This window comes from Halomonas sp. HNIBRBA4712 (genome assembly GCF_043558675.1).
In the GTDB taxonomy this organism is placed as follows: domain Bacteria; phylum Pseudomonadota; class Gammaproteobacteria; order Pseudomonadales; family Halomonadaceae; genus Vreelandella.
Genome location: NZ_JBIFXR010000001.1, coordinates 589742 through 606791, shown reverse-complemented (window position 1 = coordinate 606791; position 17050 = coordinate 589742). Strand labels below are relative to the sequence as shown.

The following is a 17050-nucleotide window of genomic DNA, read 5'->3' as shown; positions in this document are numbered from 1 at the left end:
TTAACGTTTTCGGCATATTAAGCGTTAGCGGCTCGACGCGCCTTGATGCGTTTCATGAGCGGCTGACCAAACAGCGAAATCAGCAGCAGTGCCAAAATTCCCAGTGCGATCGGGCGCTCGAACAGGTAGCCGATATCGCCCCCGCTGATCTGATACGAGTGAATCAGCGATTTTTCGGCAAGCGCGCCCAGCAGCAGCCCGATCACCGCCGCGGGCACCGAGTAGCCGTAGTGGCGAAGGATCCAGCCAATGATGGCAAAGACCAGCACCGTGGCGGGCCCGGTCATATTGCCGGTCAGGCCAAACGAGCCCATGACCGCCAGCACCAGCACCGAAGGAATCAGATAGCGCATGGGGACCTTGACGATGTTGGCAAGCAAGGGAATGAACATCAGCCCGACCACGATCAGGATGAACACCTGGGCGAAGTTGGCAAAGATGATGGCGTACACCACATCGGTCTGCTGGCGGATGAACTGCGGCCCGCCGGTGATGTTGTGCATGGCAAACGCTGCCAGCATGACGGCCGTTGCGCCACCACCGGGAATACCCAGCGCCAGAAGCGTGGCCATGGAGCCGGCTTCCGAGGTGCTGTTGGCCGATTCAGAAGCGACCACGCCCTTGGGGTTACCCTTGCCAAACGACTCCGGATCTTTATCCCGGCGCTTGGTCTCCACATAAGAGAGTAGGTTCGACACGGACGAACCAACGCCGGGTACCGCACCCACGAAGACGCCGATCAGGCAGCCACGAATCAGCACCAGCGGGTAGCTGAACGCCATTTTACAGCCGACAAGAATCTCGCGAATATTCACTTTACGCGAATCTTCGGACTCGACGATGAAGCCCTTGTTGGCCAGCTTGAAAAGCTCCGAGGCGGCAAACATGCCCATCATCGCCGGGATCACGGGAATGCCGTCGAGCAGGTAAGTCTGGCCCATGGTGCCCCGCGCAATGCCGATCTCGCTGAAGCCGATCGTACCCGCCAAGAGCCCGACGAAACCGGCCATCAAGCCCTTGAGCACCTGCTCGCCCTTGAGACTTGCAATCAGCGTCATGCCCCAGAGGATGACGATGAACATCTCGACCGGGCCAAGCTTGAGCACCATCAGCGACAGCGGCTCGATCATGATGAACAGGATCACGTAGCCGATGAGTACGCCGACCACCGACGAAGCCAGCGCAATACCCAGCGCTTGGTTGTGCTGGCCCTTGCGCGCCATGGGGTAGCCGTCAAAGGCGGTGGCAATGGCCGATGAGGTACCGGGAATATTCATCAATATCGCGGGAATACCCGAGCCAAACGAGCCGCCGGTAAAGATGGCGGTCAAGAACAGCATCGCCTGCATGAAATCCATATACAGGGTGATCGGCAGAAAGATCGCCATGGCCATGGAGATCTGAAGCCCCGGCGTGGCGCCGAAAATCAGCCCTAGAACGATACCGGGAACGACCACCATCCATGGGTCGAAGCTTGAAAAGAGCAGGGCCAGACCCTGCTGTACGGAAGCGTAATCGATCATAGCGACTCCTTAGCTTGGCAGCAGTAGCAAGGTCATGGGATAAGGCAGCATCTGCGCGAAGAAATACACGGAAGCCAGACCAAACGCGGTGCTGAAACCCACCACCATCCACAGATTGCGCTCGCCCTTGAGTACCAGAAAGAATGCGATGAACAGTACCGTCGCGATATCGAAACCTATCGTTTCAAGCGACAGCACGTAGGCGGCAAATAGCCCCACCACCGGCAGCGTACGGTAAAGCGGCTCGCCCTCGACCCACGGGTGCAAGAGTGTTCCATGCTTGAGGCGTATCACGATTTCAAGCGCAATGATGGCCAGGACGGTCAGGGACAGCGGCAGGATCAACAAAAGGTTCTGAGTGCGAGACGAGGCGCCGATCGCATCCATCAAGTACCAGGTGGTGAAGCAGGCAAGCGCTATGAGGACGATGAAGTCCCCATAGTCGCGTTTTTTTACTGACATGGTTGATTCTCCAGACCGGCCCCTTTGAGCAAGGGGCCGGTGACTTAGCAATATCAGTCAAGCAGGTGGGCGTACTGTTCGAAAACCTCAAAGTTTTCGCGCATCAGCTCGTTGGCACGTTCCGGGCCGATCCACACGCCGCCCATCTCGTTACGCTCGAGCTGCTCTTGAACGTCTTTGCGGGCCAGCGCACTTTGAATCGCCGAAGAGAACGTCTCGAAACGCTCGGGGTGCTCGCGCTCCATTTCGCTGGTCACCGCGAAGCCACGAATCGAGCCTTGCAGTACCGGTACTTCAAGATCGATCGACTCGAGCGCTTCGTTGATCGGCGCCACGTCCCACTCATCGATACGCTCGTCGCTGACGATGGCAAGCGGGGTCAAGAACTCACGAATACCTTCGCTGCCCTGAGCGCTGAAGATGGCAAAATCGACCTGACCGCCGGCCACCGCCGAGCGCGCTTCACCGCCGCTGTTGTAGGTCACCAGGTTCAGGTTTTCCTGCGGGATACCGGCACGATCCAACAGCACCCGCGCCATCAGGTGGCCCGCCGAGCCCTGCACTACGGAGGCACGCACGGTGGTGTCGGGATCGCGGATGGCGTCGAGCAGTGACGGCAGGTCTTCGTAGCCGCTATCGCGATTGGCGGCGATCAAGTCCAGATCGAACCACTGGAAATTGACGTAGCTGAAGTCATCGATGCTGAAGTTGGCGCCACCGGTAAGAATCGAGTTGGTCAGGTACGGCGCGAAGGTCGACGCGTACACCGTATAGCCGTCGTCGGGCATGTTCAGCATGTAGTTGGAGGCGACCTGGGTGCCGGCACCGGGACGGTTGACGACCTGGATCGGCACGCCGATCTCTTCAGAGATTGAGGTCGACATCAGCCGAGCCATACGGTCAGCGCTGCCGCCGGTCCCAAAGCCTACGACCATGGTAATGGGGCGCTCGGGGTAGTTGTCGGCAAGCGCAGGTAGCGCCATGGTCATGGCAGCCACGGCCGCCGTCGCGCCAACCAGCAGCGACTTCATTTTCATGCCAAGCGGAGTAGCGTTACGAGCAATACGGTTAGGAGCAGATGATTTGGGCATAGCGTTCTCACTTTTTTATAGATTTTTCGAACAGGTCGTTGCCTGCCGATGTGAGCAGGTCTTTGCCTGCAGGATAGACACGCTATGTCACAAAGCTTTCACCAACCTTGCACGCCGGCAAAAGCCAACTAAAGTCTAACGGCCGTTATCCACCTCCCGATTGAGAAACGCGATCGCCGCATCGATGGCGCCACCGCGCAGCAAAAAGGCGGCGATATGCCCGCGGCCGTGCTGCAGGTAGAGCTCGGTGGGCGTGCCCTGGGCCTTGAGGGCTTGGTAGAAATCGCGGGCGTGATCCACCGGCACCAGCCGGTCACGGTTGCCGTGGAAGATGAAAAACGGGGGCGCTTCAGGGGTGATGTGACGAATCGGCGAGGCCTGGACGTAGGCGTCGGGCACCTCGTCGCGGGTGCCGCCGAGCAGGTTGACGACCAGCGGGCCGTCGTCGAACTTCAACAGATCGCTTGGCAAGCCCCCCACCGCCGCGGCGGCGAGCCGGGTGTGCTCGCCGCCGTAAGGCTTCGCCAGTGGGCCGGTTTGGCTTGCCAGCGCCAACAGGCTGACCAGGTGCGCGCCGGAGGAGTAGCCCACCCCGACGATCCGGTCGGTGTCGATACGAAAGCGCTCGGCGTTGTCATGGATCCAGCGCATCGCCTGCTGCAGGTCGAAAAGCTGAGCGGGAAAGCGGTAGCGCGGGGCGAAGCGGTATTCGATATTGACCGTGACGTAGCCCTGGCCTGCCAGCTTTCGCGCGATGCCCTCCATATCGCTGGGGCTTCGCCCTCGCCAGCCGCCGCCGTGAACGATCAGCGCCGCCGGGCGCCTCGTTTCATTCGGGGTTTCGGGCAGGCGCACCCACGCGTTGAGCGGCGCGGGCCAGTCGGCTGGGGTATAGCGCTCGGGCGCGAGCGCGCTCGAGCGTACCGCCGGCTTTTCATACCCCTGGGCCTCGGCGCTCTCGCCGCTGCTGGCCAGGTGAGTGGCGCCGCAGCCGCACAGCGTCAAAAGAAGACTCCCCGCCCCCAGCGTGCGCTTAAGCCTTTGCTTGATCGTCATGGGTCGTCCTTTGCTCGTGATCGTTGAGTGGCGCACCGGTGTCACGGTGTTTGCACACTTTCTGCAACGACTTTACACCGCGCCGCTCGATACTGCAGGGGTCACAGTCGACAGTTCGAACCAAGGAGAGACCTCATGACGTTATCACTTCGCAAGATATTCGCCCCGGCCCTGCTGGCGGTTGCGCTGGTCCCCGTTGCCATGAGCGCTCAGGCGCACCCGCACGACGGCCACGGCGGCAAGGACCGCGAGCAGATGCGCGAGCGCATGCAGGAGCAGCGCCAGGAGCTTTATCAGCGTGCCGGCATCGACGAAGAGAAGCAGCAGGCGCTCGATGAAGCCAACGCCGAGCTGTTCGAAGCGATGAAGGCGCTGCACGACGAGCACGAAGCGCGGGTCGACGAGATCCTGACCGAACAGGAGCACCAGGCACTGAAAGACACCATGCGCGAGATGCGCGGCGAGCGCCATCACCAGCGCCGGGGTGAGCGCGGCGAAGGCGATGCCGATACCAGCGCGCAAGCTGACGATGACGACACCGCCACGCCCTGAACCCGTATCCGCTTCACCCCTGAAATAGTGTAAAGAATTCAACCGCATGACCGCGTTCAGCGCCCGGCCCCTGGCCGGGCGCTTTGCGTTCGAGGGTGACACACCGACAGTAGCCAGGCAGGCGCTAACTTGCAGTGGTGAGCTAAAACCTTTATTTTATATTGAACGTTCATTTAAAAATAATCTTTTTACCTCGATCACTGGAGAGTGCGTATGGCGAAAAACGCCGCTACCCATCCCTCTCGCGATCGGCTCAATCCCGTGGTGTTCCATGGGAGCGTGGCCGGTATCGCGATTTTTCTCGTTTTCACAATGCTGTTCACCGAGCGCGCCGGGGCGTTCTTCGATGCCGGTGTGGCGTGGGTGAGCACCACCTTCGGCTGGTACTACATGCTCGCCATCGTCGCCTACCTTCTGTTCGTGGTGGTGATCGGCATGTCGCGCTTTGGCAGTATCCGCCTGGGGCCGGACCATTCGCGTCCGGAGTTCTCGCTAATCTCCTGGTCGGCGATGCTGTTCGCCGCCGGTATCGGGATCGATCTTCTGTTTTTTAGCGTGGCCGAGCCGATCTCCCACTACCTGGCGCCGCCGGATCTGGCACCGGAGAGCCAAGCCGCGCTGCGTCATGCCGTCGTTCAAACCTATCTGCACTGGGGGCTTTCCGGCTGGGGGCTTTACGTGTTGATGGGTATGGCGCTGGCCTACTTCAGCTACCGCCATCGCCTGCCGCTGGCGATTCGAAGCGCGCTCTACCCGCTGCTGGGCAAGCGCATCCACGGCCCGATCGGTAACGCCGTGGATATCACCGCGATCATCTCGACGGTGTTCGGTATCGCCACGAGTCTGGGGATCGGGGTGATCCAGCTCAACTACGGGCTGACCTACATGTTCGGCGTGCCGGAAACCCTGAGCGTGCAGGTGATTTTGATCGTGCTGGTGGTGATTCTGGCGACGATTTCGGTGGTCACCGGGGTCGAGAAGGGTATCCGCCGGCTTTCCGAGTTCAACATGCTGCTGGCGCTTGGCCTGATGCTGTTCGTGCTTTTCTCCGGCGACACGCTGATGCTGCTCGATCGCATGGTCAACAACATCGGCGACTACTTCGCAGGCTTCGTCGCCGCGAGCTTCGACACCTACGCCTTCGCCGACGAAGGTGCCCAGGAGTGGAAGATGTGGTGGACGATCTTCTTCTGGGGCTGGTGGATCGCCTGGACGCCTTTTGTCGGGCTTTTTCTGGCGCGTATTTCCCGCGGGCGCACGATTCGCGAGTTCGTCGCCGGGGCGCTGTTCATCCCGCTGGCGTTCATGATGGTGTGGATGTCGATCTTCGGTAACAGTGGCATCGACCTGGTCGCAAGCCAGGGCGTGACCGAGCTTGGCGAGCAGGCGCTCAACGCCCCGCAAACCACACTTTATACGCTTTTGGAGTACTACCCCTACGTGAGCATCACCGCCGGTGTGGTGACGCTTTTGGGCGTGGTGTTCTTCATCACCTCGGCGGACTCCGGGGCGCTGGTACTGGCCAACTTCACCTCGATTCTGAGCGACGTGAACCACGACGCGCCGGTGCGCCTGCGCATCTTCTGGTCGGCGGTGATCGGCCTTGTCACCGTGGCGCTTCTGATGGCCGGCGGGCTCGAGGCGCTGCAGAGCGCAGTGGTGATTACCGCCCTGCCGTTCTCGGTGGTGATCTTTGCCATCATGGTGGGCACTTATAAAGCGCTCAAGCTCGAGGGCAGCAAAGCGGACGCGCGGCGCATGATCGCCGGCAGCGCGCCGGGCGGCGACTGGCGCGAGCGCCTGGACCGGGCGCTGGATACCTCCAACCGCGCGGGTGCCGCCGCCACCATCGAGCACGCGATTCGCCCGGCGATGACCCAGTTCGCCCAGGAGCTCGAAAGCCGCGGGCAAACCGCCACAGTTAGTGAAGAGCACGCCGAAGGCGAGTCGCTGCCGAACCTGACGCTTCAGGTGAGCTTCGATGAGGCGACCAGTTTCGTCTACCAGGTGTGCCCGCAGCGCCTGCGCACGCCAAGCTTCATCCCGGCGGACGACGACTTCTACGTGCGCCTGGACGTTTATCTTGCCGAGGGTGGGCAGGACAAGGAGCTCAACGGCTACACCCGCGGTCAGGTGATCGGCGATTTGCTGGCGGAGTACGAACGCCACCTGCAGTTCTTGACGCTGACCAACCAGCAGCGCGGCACCGTGCAGCCCATGCCGGGCACCATCGGCGAGCCGCCGGAAGATACGCTTTAATCGCGCGTAACGAGAAACCGCCCCGAGCAGGGGCGGTTTTTTTGGCGCTATCGATTGGCTTTCAAAAAGTTAGAAAAAGCCCATCGGGTTGATGTCGTAGCTGACCAGCAGGTTCTTGGTCTGCTGGTAGTGTTCCAGCGCCATCTTGTGGGTTTCGCGGCCGACGCCGGACTTCTTGTAGCCACCGAAGGCCGCGTGGGCCGGGTACTGGTGGTAGCAGTTGGTCCACACGCGTCCGGCCTGGATGCCGCGGCCCATGCGAAACGCCACGTTGATATCGCGGCTCCAGACACCGGCGCCGAGGCCGAACTCGGTGTCGTTGGCGATCGCCAGCGCTTCTTCCTCGTCCTTGAAGGTGGTGACCGACACTACCGGGCCGAAGATCTCCTCCTGGAAGATGCGCATCCTGTTGTTGCCCTTCAGAATCGTCGGCTCGATGTAGTAGCCACTATCGAAACCTCCTTCGATGCTCGCCTTGTTGCCGCCGGTGAGAAACTCGGCGCCCTCTTCGCGGGCGACATCCATGTAGGACATGATCTTGTCGAACTGCTCTTGCGATGCCTGAGCGCCGACCTGTACGTCGGTGTCGAGCGGATTGCCGCGCTTGATCGCTTTGGTGCGCTCGAGCACTTTCGCCATGAACTCATCGTACATGCTCTCCTGCACCAGAGCGCGGGACGGGCAGGTGCAGACTTCGCCCTGGTTCAGAAATGCCAGCACCAGCCCTTCCACGGCCTTGTCGATGAAGCTTGGCTCGGCGTTCATGATGTCGGCGAAGTAGATGTTCGGCGACTTGCCGCCGAGCTCCACGGTGGAGGGGATGATGTTCTCGGCGGCGCACTTGAGGATGTGCGAGCCCACCGGCGTGGAGCCGGTGAAGGCGATCTTGGCGATACGCTTGCTGGTAGCGAGACTCTGGCCGATCTCTTCGCCGTAGCCATTGAGCACGTTGACCACCCCGGGCGGGATCAAATCACCGATCACCTTCATCAGCTCGAGTACGGAGGCCGGCGTCTGCTCGGCGGGTTTGAGCACCACGCAGTTGCCGGCGGCAAGCGCGGGCGCGAGTTTCCACACCGCCATGAGAATCGGGAAGTTCCAGGGAATGATCTGGCCCACCACGCCCAGCGGCTCGTGGAAGTGATACGCCACGGTGTTGGCGTCGATGTCCGCCGCGGTGCCCTCCTGAGCGCGAATGCAGCCGGCGAAGTAGCGGAAATGGTCGATAGCGAGCGGAATGTCGGCGTTCAGGGTCTCGCGCACCGCCTTGCCGTTGTCCCAGGACTCGGCCACCGCCAGCAGTTCCAGGTTCTGCTCGATGCGATCCGCCATCTTGAGCAGGAGGTTGCTGCGCTCGGCGGCGGAGGTCTTGCCCCAGGCGGGCGCGGCCTTGTGGGCGGCGTCCAGTGCCTTCTCCAGATCCTCGTCGCTCGAGCGGGGAATCTCGCAGAACACCTCGCCGTTCACCGGGCTCAGGTTATCGAAGTACTGGCCTTTTACCGGCGCCACGAACTCACCGCCGATGTAGTTTCCGTAGCGCTTTTCGAAGGTGACGACGGCGTTCGCTTCACCGGGATTCGCGTAGATCATGATGGGCCTCCTGGACAATGTATTGTTTGAACCGCTCAACCAGTGTTGGTCACTCGAAGCGCAAACGACATTAGCCAAACGTCGAAGCCGGTCATCCATAATGAAAAAAGGCGGCCGAAGCCGCCTTTGAAGGTCAAATACGCCTTTCAGCGCACGATCATCACCGAGATCTTTGCATGGTGCACTACGTGTTCGGCGTTGGGGCCGAGTACGTAGTCGGCGAACTTGCGCTTGGTGTGCGAGGCCATGACGATCAAATCGGCGTCGATCTTCTTGCCGACCTTGATGATCGCCTCCCAGGGCGAGCCGTCGATGATCACGCTCTGGGTCTTGATGCCCTCGGGCACGTGTTCGTCGATGAAGGCGGTCTGGGCCTCCTTCATCGCCTCGTGCGCCCTTTTCGAAAAGTCTTTCGGAAAATAGGCCCCGACCATCGGCATCTTGAACTCCGGCAGCACGCTCACCAGATGTAATGAGGCACCGAAAGTCTGGCAAAGCGTTGCCGCCACGGGCAACGCTTTTTTCCAGGAGCTCTCTTCGTTCAGGTCCACGGGTAACAGAATCTTCTGATACATGGCACACTCCTAGGAACTCGTGATGGCCGACTCCGGCTCTTCCTTGCGACGACGGCCGCGCTGCAACAGCACGACGAGGGCAAAAAGCCCCAGCGCCGGCAGCCACATCCACTCTTTCGTCCAACGATTTACCGGGGCCAGCACCTCGATGATCTCCTGATCGAAGTCGAGGCCCAGCTCCGCAGCGGGGCTACCGAACTCGACGAAGTCCACCAGGGTTTGATCGCCGTCGGTGTAGAGCTCGAGCCCCAGGTTCGCCATGCGCTCTTCAGCGGTGTCACCATCCGGCACCGGCACCAGCATGTAGGTGGTCAGCGGCGCGCCGAAGGCGTCTTCACCGGCGATCTGGATACGCAGGTTGCTGCCTTCGTCCACATCACCCAACGCCTCGGCAAACTGCGCCGGCGGTATTGATTCGTAGGGGTCGTGGATACGATCCATCCAGAAGCCCGGGCGGAACAGCGTGAAGGCGACCAGCAGCAGCAGAATCGACTCGTACCAGCGGTTGCGGGTAATGAAGTAGCCCTGGGTGCCAGCGGCGAAGATCAGCATGGCGACGGTGGCGACGATGAAGATCAGCACCCCCTGGGCCACGGTGACGTCGATCAACAGAAGGTCGGTGTTGAAGATGAACAGAAACGGCAGCGCGGCGGTACGCAGGCTGTAGTAGAACGCCTGGAAGCCGGTGCGGATCGGATCACCCCCGGAGACCGCCGCCGCGGCAAAGGAGGCAAGCCCCACCGGCGGGGTCACGTCTGCCATGATGCCGAAGTAGAACACGAACAGATGCACCGCGATCAGCGGTACGATCAGCCCGTTCTGCTGGCCGAGCATCACGATCACCGGCGCCATCAGCGCGGACACGACGATGTAGTTGGCAGTGGTGGGAAGACCCATACCGAGAATCAGACTGAGCACGGCGGTGAGCAGTAGAATCACCATCAGGTTACCGCCGGAGAGAATCTCGACCACGTCCGCCAGTACCAGGCCTACGCCGGTTTGCGATACCGCGCCAACCACGATGCCCGCCGTGGCGGTGGCGATGCCGATACCAATCATGTTGCGCGCGCCGGTCACAAGGCCGTCCCAGAGGTCCCAAAGGCCTTCCTTGATGTCGTCCGCGAGCTGGCTGCGGCCTCTAAACAGCGCGATGATCGGACGCTGGGTGACCATGATGAAGATCATGAACACGGTCGCCCAGAAGGCCGAAAGCCCGGGTGACAGGCGCTCCACCATCAAGCACCACACCAGTACGACGACCGGCAGGATGTAGTGAAGCCCCACCATCACCGTGGGCCGGGTTTGCGGCAGTTTCACCACTTTGGAGTTGGGGTCATCGACCTCGAGCTCCGGGTAATTCGAGCTGATTTTCAAAAGCCCGATATAAACGACCGCCAGGCCCACCGAAATGACCCAAGGGGTGGCATCGCCGAGCACCGGCTTGAGCCAGCCCAACCCGTAATACACGCCGATGGAGAGCGCCATCAGCAATAAAAGCCCGGTCAAGAATCCGATCACCTTGTTCAGAAGCGGACGCGGCGGGTTGCTCGAGGGCAAGCCGCGCATGTTCGCTTTCAGCGCTTCCAGGTGCACGATATAGATCAGCGCGATATAGGAGATCAGCGCCGGTAGAAAGGCGTGCTTGATGACCTCGACGTAGGAGATACCCACGTACTCGACCATCAAAAACGCTGCCGCCCCCATGACCGGGGGCATGATCTGGCCGTTGACCGAGGAGGAGACTTCCACCGCCCCGGCTTTTTCGGCGCTGAACCCTACCCGCTTCATCATCGGAATGGTGAAGGTACCGGTGGTCACGGTATTGGCGATCGAGGAGCCCGAGATCAGCCCGGTCATACCCGAGGCCACTACGGCGGCCTTGGCCGGGCCACCCTTGAAGTGGCCCAGCATCGAGAAGGCCACCTTGATGAAATAGTTACCCGCGCCCGCTTTATCGAGCAGCGCGCCAAAGAGTACGAACAGGAATACGAAACTGGTGGAAACGCCCAGCGCGATGCCGAACACGCCCTGAGTGCCGAGCCACTGGTGGTTGATCAACCCACCCAGGCTCACGCCGCGGTGGGCGAGAATGCCGGGCATGTAAGGGCCGAACAACGAATAGGCAATGAAGATTGCCGCTACCACCATCAAGGGCGGGCCGAGCGCGCGCCGGGTCGCCTCCAGCAGCATGACGATGCCGACGACGCCGACCACGATGTCCTGGGTGATGGGTCGCCCGGCGCGGCCGGCCAGATCGTCATAAAAAACGAAGAGATAGGCGCCGCAGAACGCCGCCACAGCGGCGAATGCCCAATCCTGCAGCGGCACCCGGTCGCGCGGCGAGCGCTTGAGCGCCGGGTACGCCATGAACGCCAGAAACAGCGCGAAGGCCAGATGGATCGAGCGGGCCTCGGTGGCGCTGAACACGCCAAAGCCCATCATGTAAGGCAGCGGCGAGGCGATCCAAAGCTGGAACAGCGACCAGGCCGCGGCAATGCCCACCAGCAGCTTGCCCGGCGCCCCGAGGGGTTTGCGCGCGCCGGTATCGCTGGAGGCGACCATGTCCTCCAGGTCGTGCTGCGCGGCCGCCGAAGATGTTTTTTCGTCTTGCATACGCTTGCCCTTTAAAGGTCCGCGCCGAACGCCGGCACGGGTCCAACTCTGATCAACAAAAGCGCGGGCACCCAGGGCGCCCGCGCTTTGCGTTTTACTCAAGGCGCTACGGTGATCACCGCTTAGCGCTTGTCGACTTACTCGATCCAGCCGCGCTCACGGTAGTAGCGCTCGGCGCCGGCATGCAGCGGCGCGGTCAAACCGTCGGAGATCATCTCTTCTTCGTTGAGATTTTCAAACGCCGGGTGCAGGCGCTTGAAGCGGTCGAAGTTCTCGAACACTGCCTTGACGGTTTCGTAAATTACGTCTTCGTCGACGTTGGTGGAGGAGACGAAGGTCGCCGCTACGCCGAAGGTTTCGATGTCTTCGTCGTTACCGCGGTACAGTCCACCCGGAATCACCGAGCGAGTGTAGTAAGGATACTCTTCGATCAGACCGTCGATCTCGTCACCGGTCACCGAAACCAGGCGCGCGTCGATGGTGGTGGTCGCTTCCTGGATGGAGCCGTTGGGGTGGCCAACGACATACACCATGGCGTCGATGTTGTTATCGGAGAGTGCGGCGGCCTGTTCGGCAGCGTCGAGCTGGGAGGCGAGCGCGAAGGTGTCTTCGTCCCAACCGAAAGCATCCATCACCACGTCCATGGTGTTGCGCTGGCCGGAGCCCGGGTTACCGATGTTGACGCGCTTGCCGGGGAAATCGCTGATGTTCTCGATGCCGGCGTCAGCGCGGGCGACCACGGTCAGCGGCTCACCGTGCATGGTGAAGACCGAACGCATCTCTTCCCAGCCGCCTTCGTCCTCGAAGTTGCCTTCGCCGTTGTAGGCGCGGTACTGAACGTCGGACTGCACGACGCCCATGTCCAGGTCGCCGTTTTTCATGCCGTTGACGTTAGCCACCGAGCCGCCGGTAGACGGCGCGTTACAGCGGATGTTGTGCTCTTCGCTGCCGCGGTTGACCATGCGGCATACCGACTGGCCCACGACGTAGTAAACGCCGGTCTGACCGCCGGTACCGATGGTGATGTAGCGTTCCTGGGCGATGGCCGGGCTTGCGAAACTGGCCGCGGCCACCAGCGCGCCTGAAAAGGCAGCGGTAGAGAATACATGGCGCTTCATGGACACACCTCTTTGTCTTTTGTGAGCACGCTCTTTTGCAAGCATGCCTTGGTGAACGTAAGCCGCCTTGAACCACCCATGCTCAAGGTCCCCTTGGGTGATGACGTTCAAAACGCTTACGAGTCAGTCTTTTAACTCCGCCGCTTTGCGGCCGAGGCCCGCTTACTTTAGCGAAAAAATCGAGCCTTGGCGAAAAGTGCGTAACGTTATAGCTGAGTATATAAACTCCTTGCCCAAACGCACGTTAGCGCCCTGCCCTTTTTTAAACGCAGACGGCTTCAGGGCAGGCAGCGCTCACACGTTGTAGCCAAGCCAGGTAGGCAGCCACAGCGCAATGGCCGGAAACATCGCCACCACCGCCATCGCCGCCGCCATGGCGACTACGAAAATCAGCGCCCACCCCAGGGTGTGCTCGAGGCGAATTTTCGCTACCTCCGTGGTCACCATCAGATTCACCGCCACCGGCGGAGTGAACTGACCGATGGCAATATTCATGGCCAGCAGGATGCCGAACCACACCGGGTTCCACTCGAAGTGCTGCATCACCGGAATCAAAATCGGCATCAGAATTAGATAGATCGAGATGGCATCGAGCAGCATCCCGGCGATCAGCACCGCCAGCATCACCAGTACCAGCAGCAGCACGCCGTTGTCGGTCAGCCCGATCATCCACTCCGCCAGGTGGCGGAAGGTGCCGAGCATGGTGCCCGCCCAGGCGAACACGCCGGCCAGCGCGATGATCAGCATCACCACCCCGGAGATGATCGCCGCCTCGCCCAGAAGCGCCCAGAGATCCCCGAGCGACAGCTCCCGGGTGAGAAAGAGCCCGACCAGCGTACCGTAGGCAACCGCCACTACCGCCGCCTCGGTCGGGGTGAAAAGCCCCGAGCGCAGCCCGCCGAGAATCAGCACGGGCGCGAACAGCGCCGGCAGCGCCTGCCTGAACGCCGCTCCCACGCTCAGCCGTTCGGCATCTTCCACAGGTGCGCTACCCTCCCAGCCGTAGCGCCTGGCGAGAAAAAGCGCCGGCACCAGAAGCGAAAGCCCGGCCAGAATGCCAGGGAAAAGCCCGGCGGCGAACAGCGCGCGAAGATCGACCCCGGGCACCACGATGGAGTAGAGAATCAGCGCCACCGACGGCGGAATGAGAATCGCGGTGGAGGCGGACGCCGCGATCAGCGTGGCGGAAAACGGCTTGGGATAGCCCGCCTTCGTCATGCTCGGCAGCATCACCATGGCCACCGCCGCTGCGTCCGCCGGGCCGGAGCCGGACATGCCCCCCATGATCATGCACACCAGCACCGCCACCAGCGCCAAGCCCCCGTGGCGCGGGCCGATCAGCGCCTGGGCGAAGCGCACCAGCCGCAGCGCCACGCCGGAGCGCTCGAAGATCAGCCCGGTCAGGATGAACAGCGGAATGGCGATCAACGGGTACTTGGCGATGCTGTTGTAGGTGTTGGTGCCAAGGGTTGCCAGCATCTCCGGCGAAAGCCCGGTGACGATGCCGACCGAGCCCGCCAGCGCCAGCGAAAACGCCACCGGCACCCCGGCAATCAAGAGCCCGGCAAAGGCGAGGATCATCCACAGATCAGGGGTCATCGCGCAGCCTCCCGCTGAGCCGCTCACGGGTCTGCTGAACGAGCCGCCAAAGCATCAGCGCCGAGAGCACCGGCAGCCACACCAGATACCACCACTGGGGCAGGCCAAGCCCCGGCGAGAGTGACTCCCACTGATACTCCTGAAAGGCGAGCTTGCCGCCATGCCAGGTGATCAAGCAAAGCACCAGAAGCCCGCACAGGCCCTGGAAGATGATCAGCGCAGCGCGCCACTTGGCCGGCAGCATCCGCTCGAGAAAGCTGATACGAATATGGCGGTTGCGCCGGAGCGCCACGCTGGCCCCGGCGAAGGTCAGCACCACCAGTAAAAATACCGAAAACTCTTCGGTAAACGAGAACGAGCCGCCGGTCAGGTAGCGCGTCACCACGTTGCCCAAGCTAATGAGCGAGATGACGATCAGCGACGCCGCACCCAGCCAGCGCTCGAGGCGTGCATCGGAAAACTCTTGCATGTGGGCCTCAATCGAAAAGGCGACCGGCGCGGACCGGTCGCCGGGAGAACAGCGCGTTTAGCGCGCGTCGATCGCCGACTGGGCGGCTTTCAAGAGGTCTTCGCCGATACGCGAGGCCCACTTCTCATGAACGCTCATGGTCGCCTCGACGAACGCCTGGTACTCGGCGTCACTGAGCTCGGTGACGGTGACGCCGCGCTCTTCGATCGCGGCCAGCCGCTCGCTCTCCTGTTCGCGGGTCATCGCAATTTCCCAGGCCCCGGCCTCTTCGGCGGTTTCGCGCAGCATGGTCTGCTCTTCCGGGCTCAGCGAGCCCCACACCTGCTGGTTCACGGCGAAGATCAACGGATCGTTCATGTAGTTCCAGAGCGTCAGGTACTCCTGACCCACCTGGTCGATGCGCGCGGCGTCGAACACTGACAGCGGGTTTTCCTGGCCATCCACCGCCCCGGTGGTCAGCGCCGGCTGGGCGTCGGTCCAGCTCATCTGGGTCGGGTCGGCGCCGAGGGCGGCGAAGGTGTCCTGAAACAGCGGCGAGCCGACCACGCGAATCTTCAGCCCGTCGAGATCCGCCGGCGCGCTGATCGGCCCGCTGGAGTTGGAGACCTGGCGGAAGCCGTTCTCCCCCCAGGCCAGCGGCATGATGCCGCGCCGGGCAATCGCCTCGAACACCAGCTCGCCGGCCTCGCCTTGGGTCACCGCATCCACGGCGGCGGTATCGGGAATGAAAAACGGCAGCGAGAAGAGATTGAGTTCCGGCACCTGGGGCGACCAGTTGATGGTCGAGCCCACCGCGGCGTCGATCAGCCCCGAGCGCATGGCGGAGAACTCCCGGGTCTGATCGCCGGACACCAACTGCGAGTTGGGATAGACGCGCAGCGTCAGCTCGCCGCCGCTACGCTCCTCCAGAAGTTCCGCCCACTTTTCGGCGGCCTGCCCCCAGGGGAAGGCATCGGAAAGCACGGTGGAGACAGAGAGTTCGCGCGCCTGGGCGGAAACGGAAAGCGACAAGAGCGCCGCACCGGTCAGACCCAGCGCGATATGAGACAGGTGGCGTGTCAGCGTCATGATGATTCCTTGTATCACTGTTTTTTATGTCTGGTTGTTATAGGCGGGTGCCGCCGGGCCTGGGGCGTTCGGCTACGGCGGCGCCTGACCTATTGTAGGCACTTGCCAAGCGAAGGGAAGAGAGCCGGGCTGATATGATGGTCGAGTACCCTTTGCTCATTTCGTTATCACTGCCTCACTCACAGGACACCACCGTGCCGCTACGCGATTTACTTCTGGGCCTTCTGGTCGTTGCCATCTGGGCGCTCAATATCATTGTCATCAAGGTGGGCGTCATCGAGCTTCCGCCGCTTTTGATGACCACGCTGCGCTTCATACTGGTCGCCCTGCTGCTGGTGCCCTTTCACCCGGTGCCGCGCGCCCAGCTGCCGTTTCTGCTCTTGCTCTCGTTTACCTTCGGCACGCTGCATTTCGCCCTGCTGTTCATCGGCCTTGGTCAGTCCGAGGCAGGTACCGGGGCGCTTTTAGTACAGATGGGTACGCCGTTTGCGACGATTCTGGCGGTCATCTTTCTCAAGGAGAAGCTGGGGCCCAAGCGCCTGGTCGGGCTTCTTCTATCGTTTGCCGGCGTCGTGGTGCTGGCCGGCGGCCCGACGCTGCCCGCGCCGCTGCCGCTTGGCATTCTGCTGTTGAGCGCTTTCGGTTGGGCGGTGTCGCAGCTTCTGATCAAGCGCGGCCCACCTATCGCACCGCTAGCATTAGCGGGCTGGATCGCGCTTTTAGCCATCCCCCAGGTCGCGCTCGGCTCCTGGCTGTTCGAAAGCGGCCAGTGGCAGGCGATTCGAGCGGCGGGCCTGGCCGGGTGGGGAGCGGTCTTCTACACCGCCGTGATGTCGTCGATCGTCGCCTACGGCATCTGGTATGCGCTCTTGCGCCGCCATCCGGTCAACAAGGTGGTGCCGATGACGCTACTGGTCCCGGTACTGGCGGTGGGGCTGGGGGCGCTTTTGATGGGCGATAGCCTGGGCGTGCACAAGCTGGCCGGGGGCGGGCTGGTAGTTGCCGGAGTGGGGTTGATTCTGCTGCGCTTTGGAAAGCGCCGCCCGGCGGCTTGAACCCCACCCGGCGGCGCCAA

At 62.0% G+C, this 17050-nt stretch carries 14 protein-coding genes; 3 read left to right on the top strand and 11 right to left on the bottom strand.

All coding sequences use genetic code 11. The annotated features are described in order from the left end of the window. Positions 1-17 precede the first annotated feature (17 nt). The 4 genes from ACGK9R_RS02865 to ACGK9R_RS02850 form a co-directional block, all read right to left on the bottom strand. Complete coding sequence (locus ACGK9R_RS02865; RefSeq protein ID WP_394578051.1) at positions 18-1523, bottom strand: tripartite tricarboxylate transporter permease; 1506 nt, start codon at positions 1521-1523, stop codon at positions 18-20. A 9-nt stretch (positions 1524-1532) separates the two neighbouring features. Beyond that, positions 1533-1985 carry a tripartite tricarboxylate transporter TctB family protein gene (locus ACGK9R_RS02860; protein ID WP_394578050.1) on the bottom strand — a complete coding sequence of 151 codons (453 nt, stop codon included), beginning with the start codon at positions 1983-1985 and terminating at the stop codon, positions 1533-1535. Between the two features lie 53 nt (positions 1986-2038). After that, positions 2039-3022 (bottom strand): Bug family tripartite tricarboxylate transporter substrate binding protein, encoded by a 984-nt coding sequence (locus ACGK9R_RS02855; protein ID WP_394578580.1) that lies wholly within the window; start codon positions 3020-3022, stop codon positions 2039-2041. Positions 3023-3211: 189 nt separating this feature from the next. Continuing rightward, entirely contained in the window at positions 3212-4132 is a 921-nt protein-coding gene (locus tag ACGK9R_RS02850; protein WP_394578049.1) for an alpha/beta hydrolase fold domain-containing protein, read from the bottom strand. Positions 4133-4267: 135 nt separating this feature from the next. On the opposite strand from ACGK9R_RS02850, the gene ACGK9R_RS02845 reads away from it, so the two are divergent. Further along, positions 4268-4684, top strand: coding sequence for a hypothetical protein (locus ACGK9R_RS02845; RefSeq protein WP_394578048.1), 417 nt, complete (start codon positions 4268-4270; stop codon positions 4682-4684). Positions 4685-4897: 213 nt separating this feature from the next. Beyond that, positions 4898-6943: a choline BCCT transporter BetT gene (gene betT / locus ACGK9R_RS02840; RefSeq protein WP_394578047.1), complete on the top strand. Its 2046-nt coding sequence runs from the start codon at positions 4898-4900 to the stop codon at positions 6941-6943. 69 nt (positions 6944-7012) lie between these two features. On the opposite strand, the gene ACGK9R_RS02835 is transcribed toward betT, so the two are convergent. From ACGK9R_RS02835 to ACGK9R_RS02805, 7 genes are all read right to left on the bottom strand, one after another. Then, positions 7013-8533 (bottom strand): aldehyde dehydrogenase family protein, encoded by a 1521-nt coding sequence (locus ACGK9R_RS02835; protein WP_394578046.1) that lies wholly within the window; start codon positions 8531-8533, stop codon positions 7013-7015. 146 nt (positions 8534-8679) lie between these two features. After that, entirely contained in the window at positions 8680-9108 is a 429-nt protein-coding gene (locus ACGK9R_RS02830; RefSeq protein WP_394578045.1) for a universal stress protein, read from the bottom strand. Positions 9109-9117: 9 nt separating this feature from the next. Continuing rightward, complete coding sequence (locus ACGK9R_RS02825) at positions 9118-11721, bottom strand: TRAP transporter permease (protein WP_394578044.1); 2604 nt, start codon at positions 11719-11721, stop codon at positions 9118-9120. A gap of 137 nt (positions 11722-11858) precedes the next feature. Then, positions 11859-12839 carry a TAXI family TRAP transporter solute-binding subunit gene (locus tag ACGK9R_RS02820; protein WP_394578043.1) on the bottom strand — a complete coding sequence of 327 codons (981 nt, stop codon included), beginning with the start codon at positions 12837-12839 and terminating at the stop codon, positions 11859-11861. A 294-nt stretch (positions 12840-13133) separates the two neighbouring features. Then, positions 13134-14438 (bottom strand): TRAP transporter large permease, encoded by a 1305-nt coding sequence (locus ACGK9R_RS02815; protein WP_394578042.1) that lies wholly within the window; start codon positions 14436-14438, stop codon positions 13134-13136. Then, on the bottom strand, positions 14428-14907 hold the full coding sequence (locus ACGK9R_RS02810) for a TRAP transporter small permease (protein ID WP_394578041.1): 480 nt from the start codon (positions 14905-14907) through the stop codon (positions 14428-14430). The genes ACGK9R_RS02815 and ACGK9R_RS02810 overlap by 11 nt, the downstream gene beginning before the upstream one ends. 57 nt (positions 14908-14964) lie before the next feature. Next, positions 14965-15975 (bottom strand): DctP family TRAP transporter solute-binding subunit, encoded by a 1011-nt coding sequence (locus ACGK9R_RS02805; protein ID WP_394578040.1) that lies wholly within the window; start codon positions 15973-15975, stop codon positions 14965-14967. A 194-nt stretch (positions 15976-16169) separates the two neighbouring features. Here ACGK9R_RS02805 and ACGK9R_RS02800 point away from each other — a divergent pair, with 194 nt between their 5' ends. Further along, complete coding sequence (locus ACGK9R_RS02800) at positions 16170-17030, top strand: DMT family transporter (protein ID WP_394578039.1); 861 nt, start codon at positions 16170-16172, stop codon at positions 17028-17030. The last annotated feature ends 20 nt before the right edge of the window (positions 17031-17050 follow it).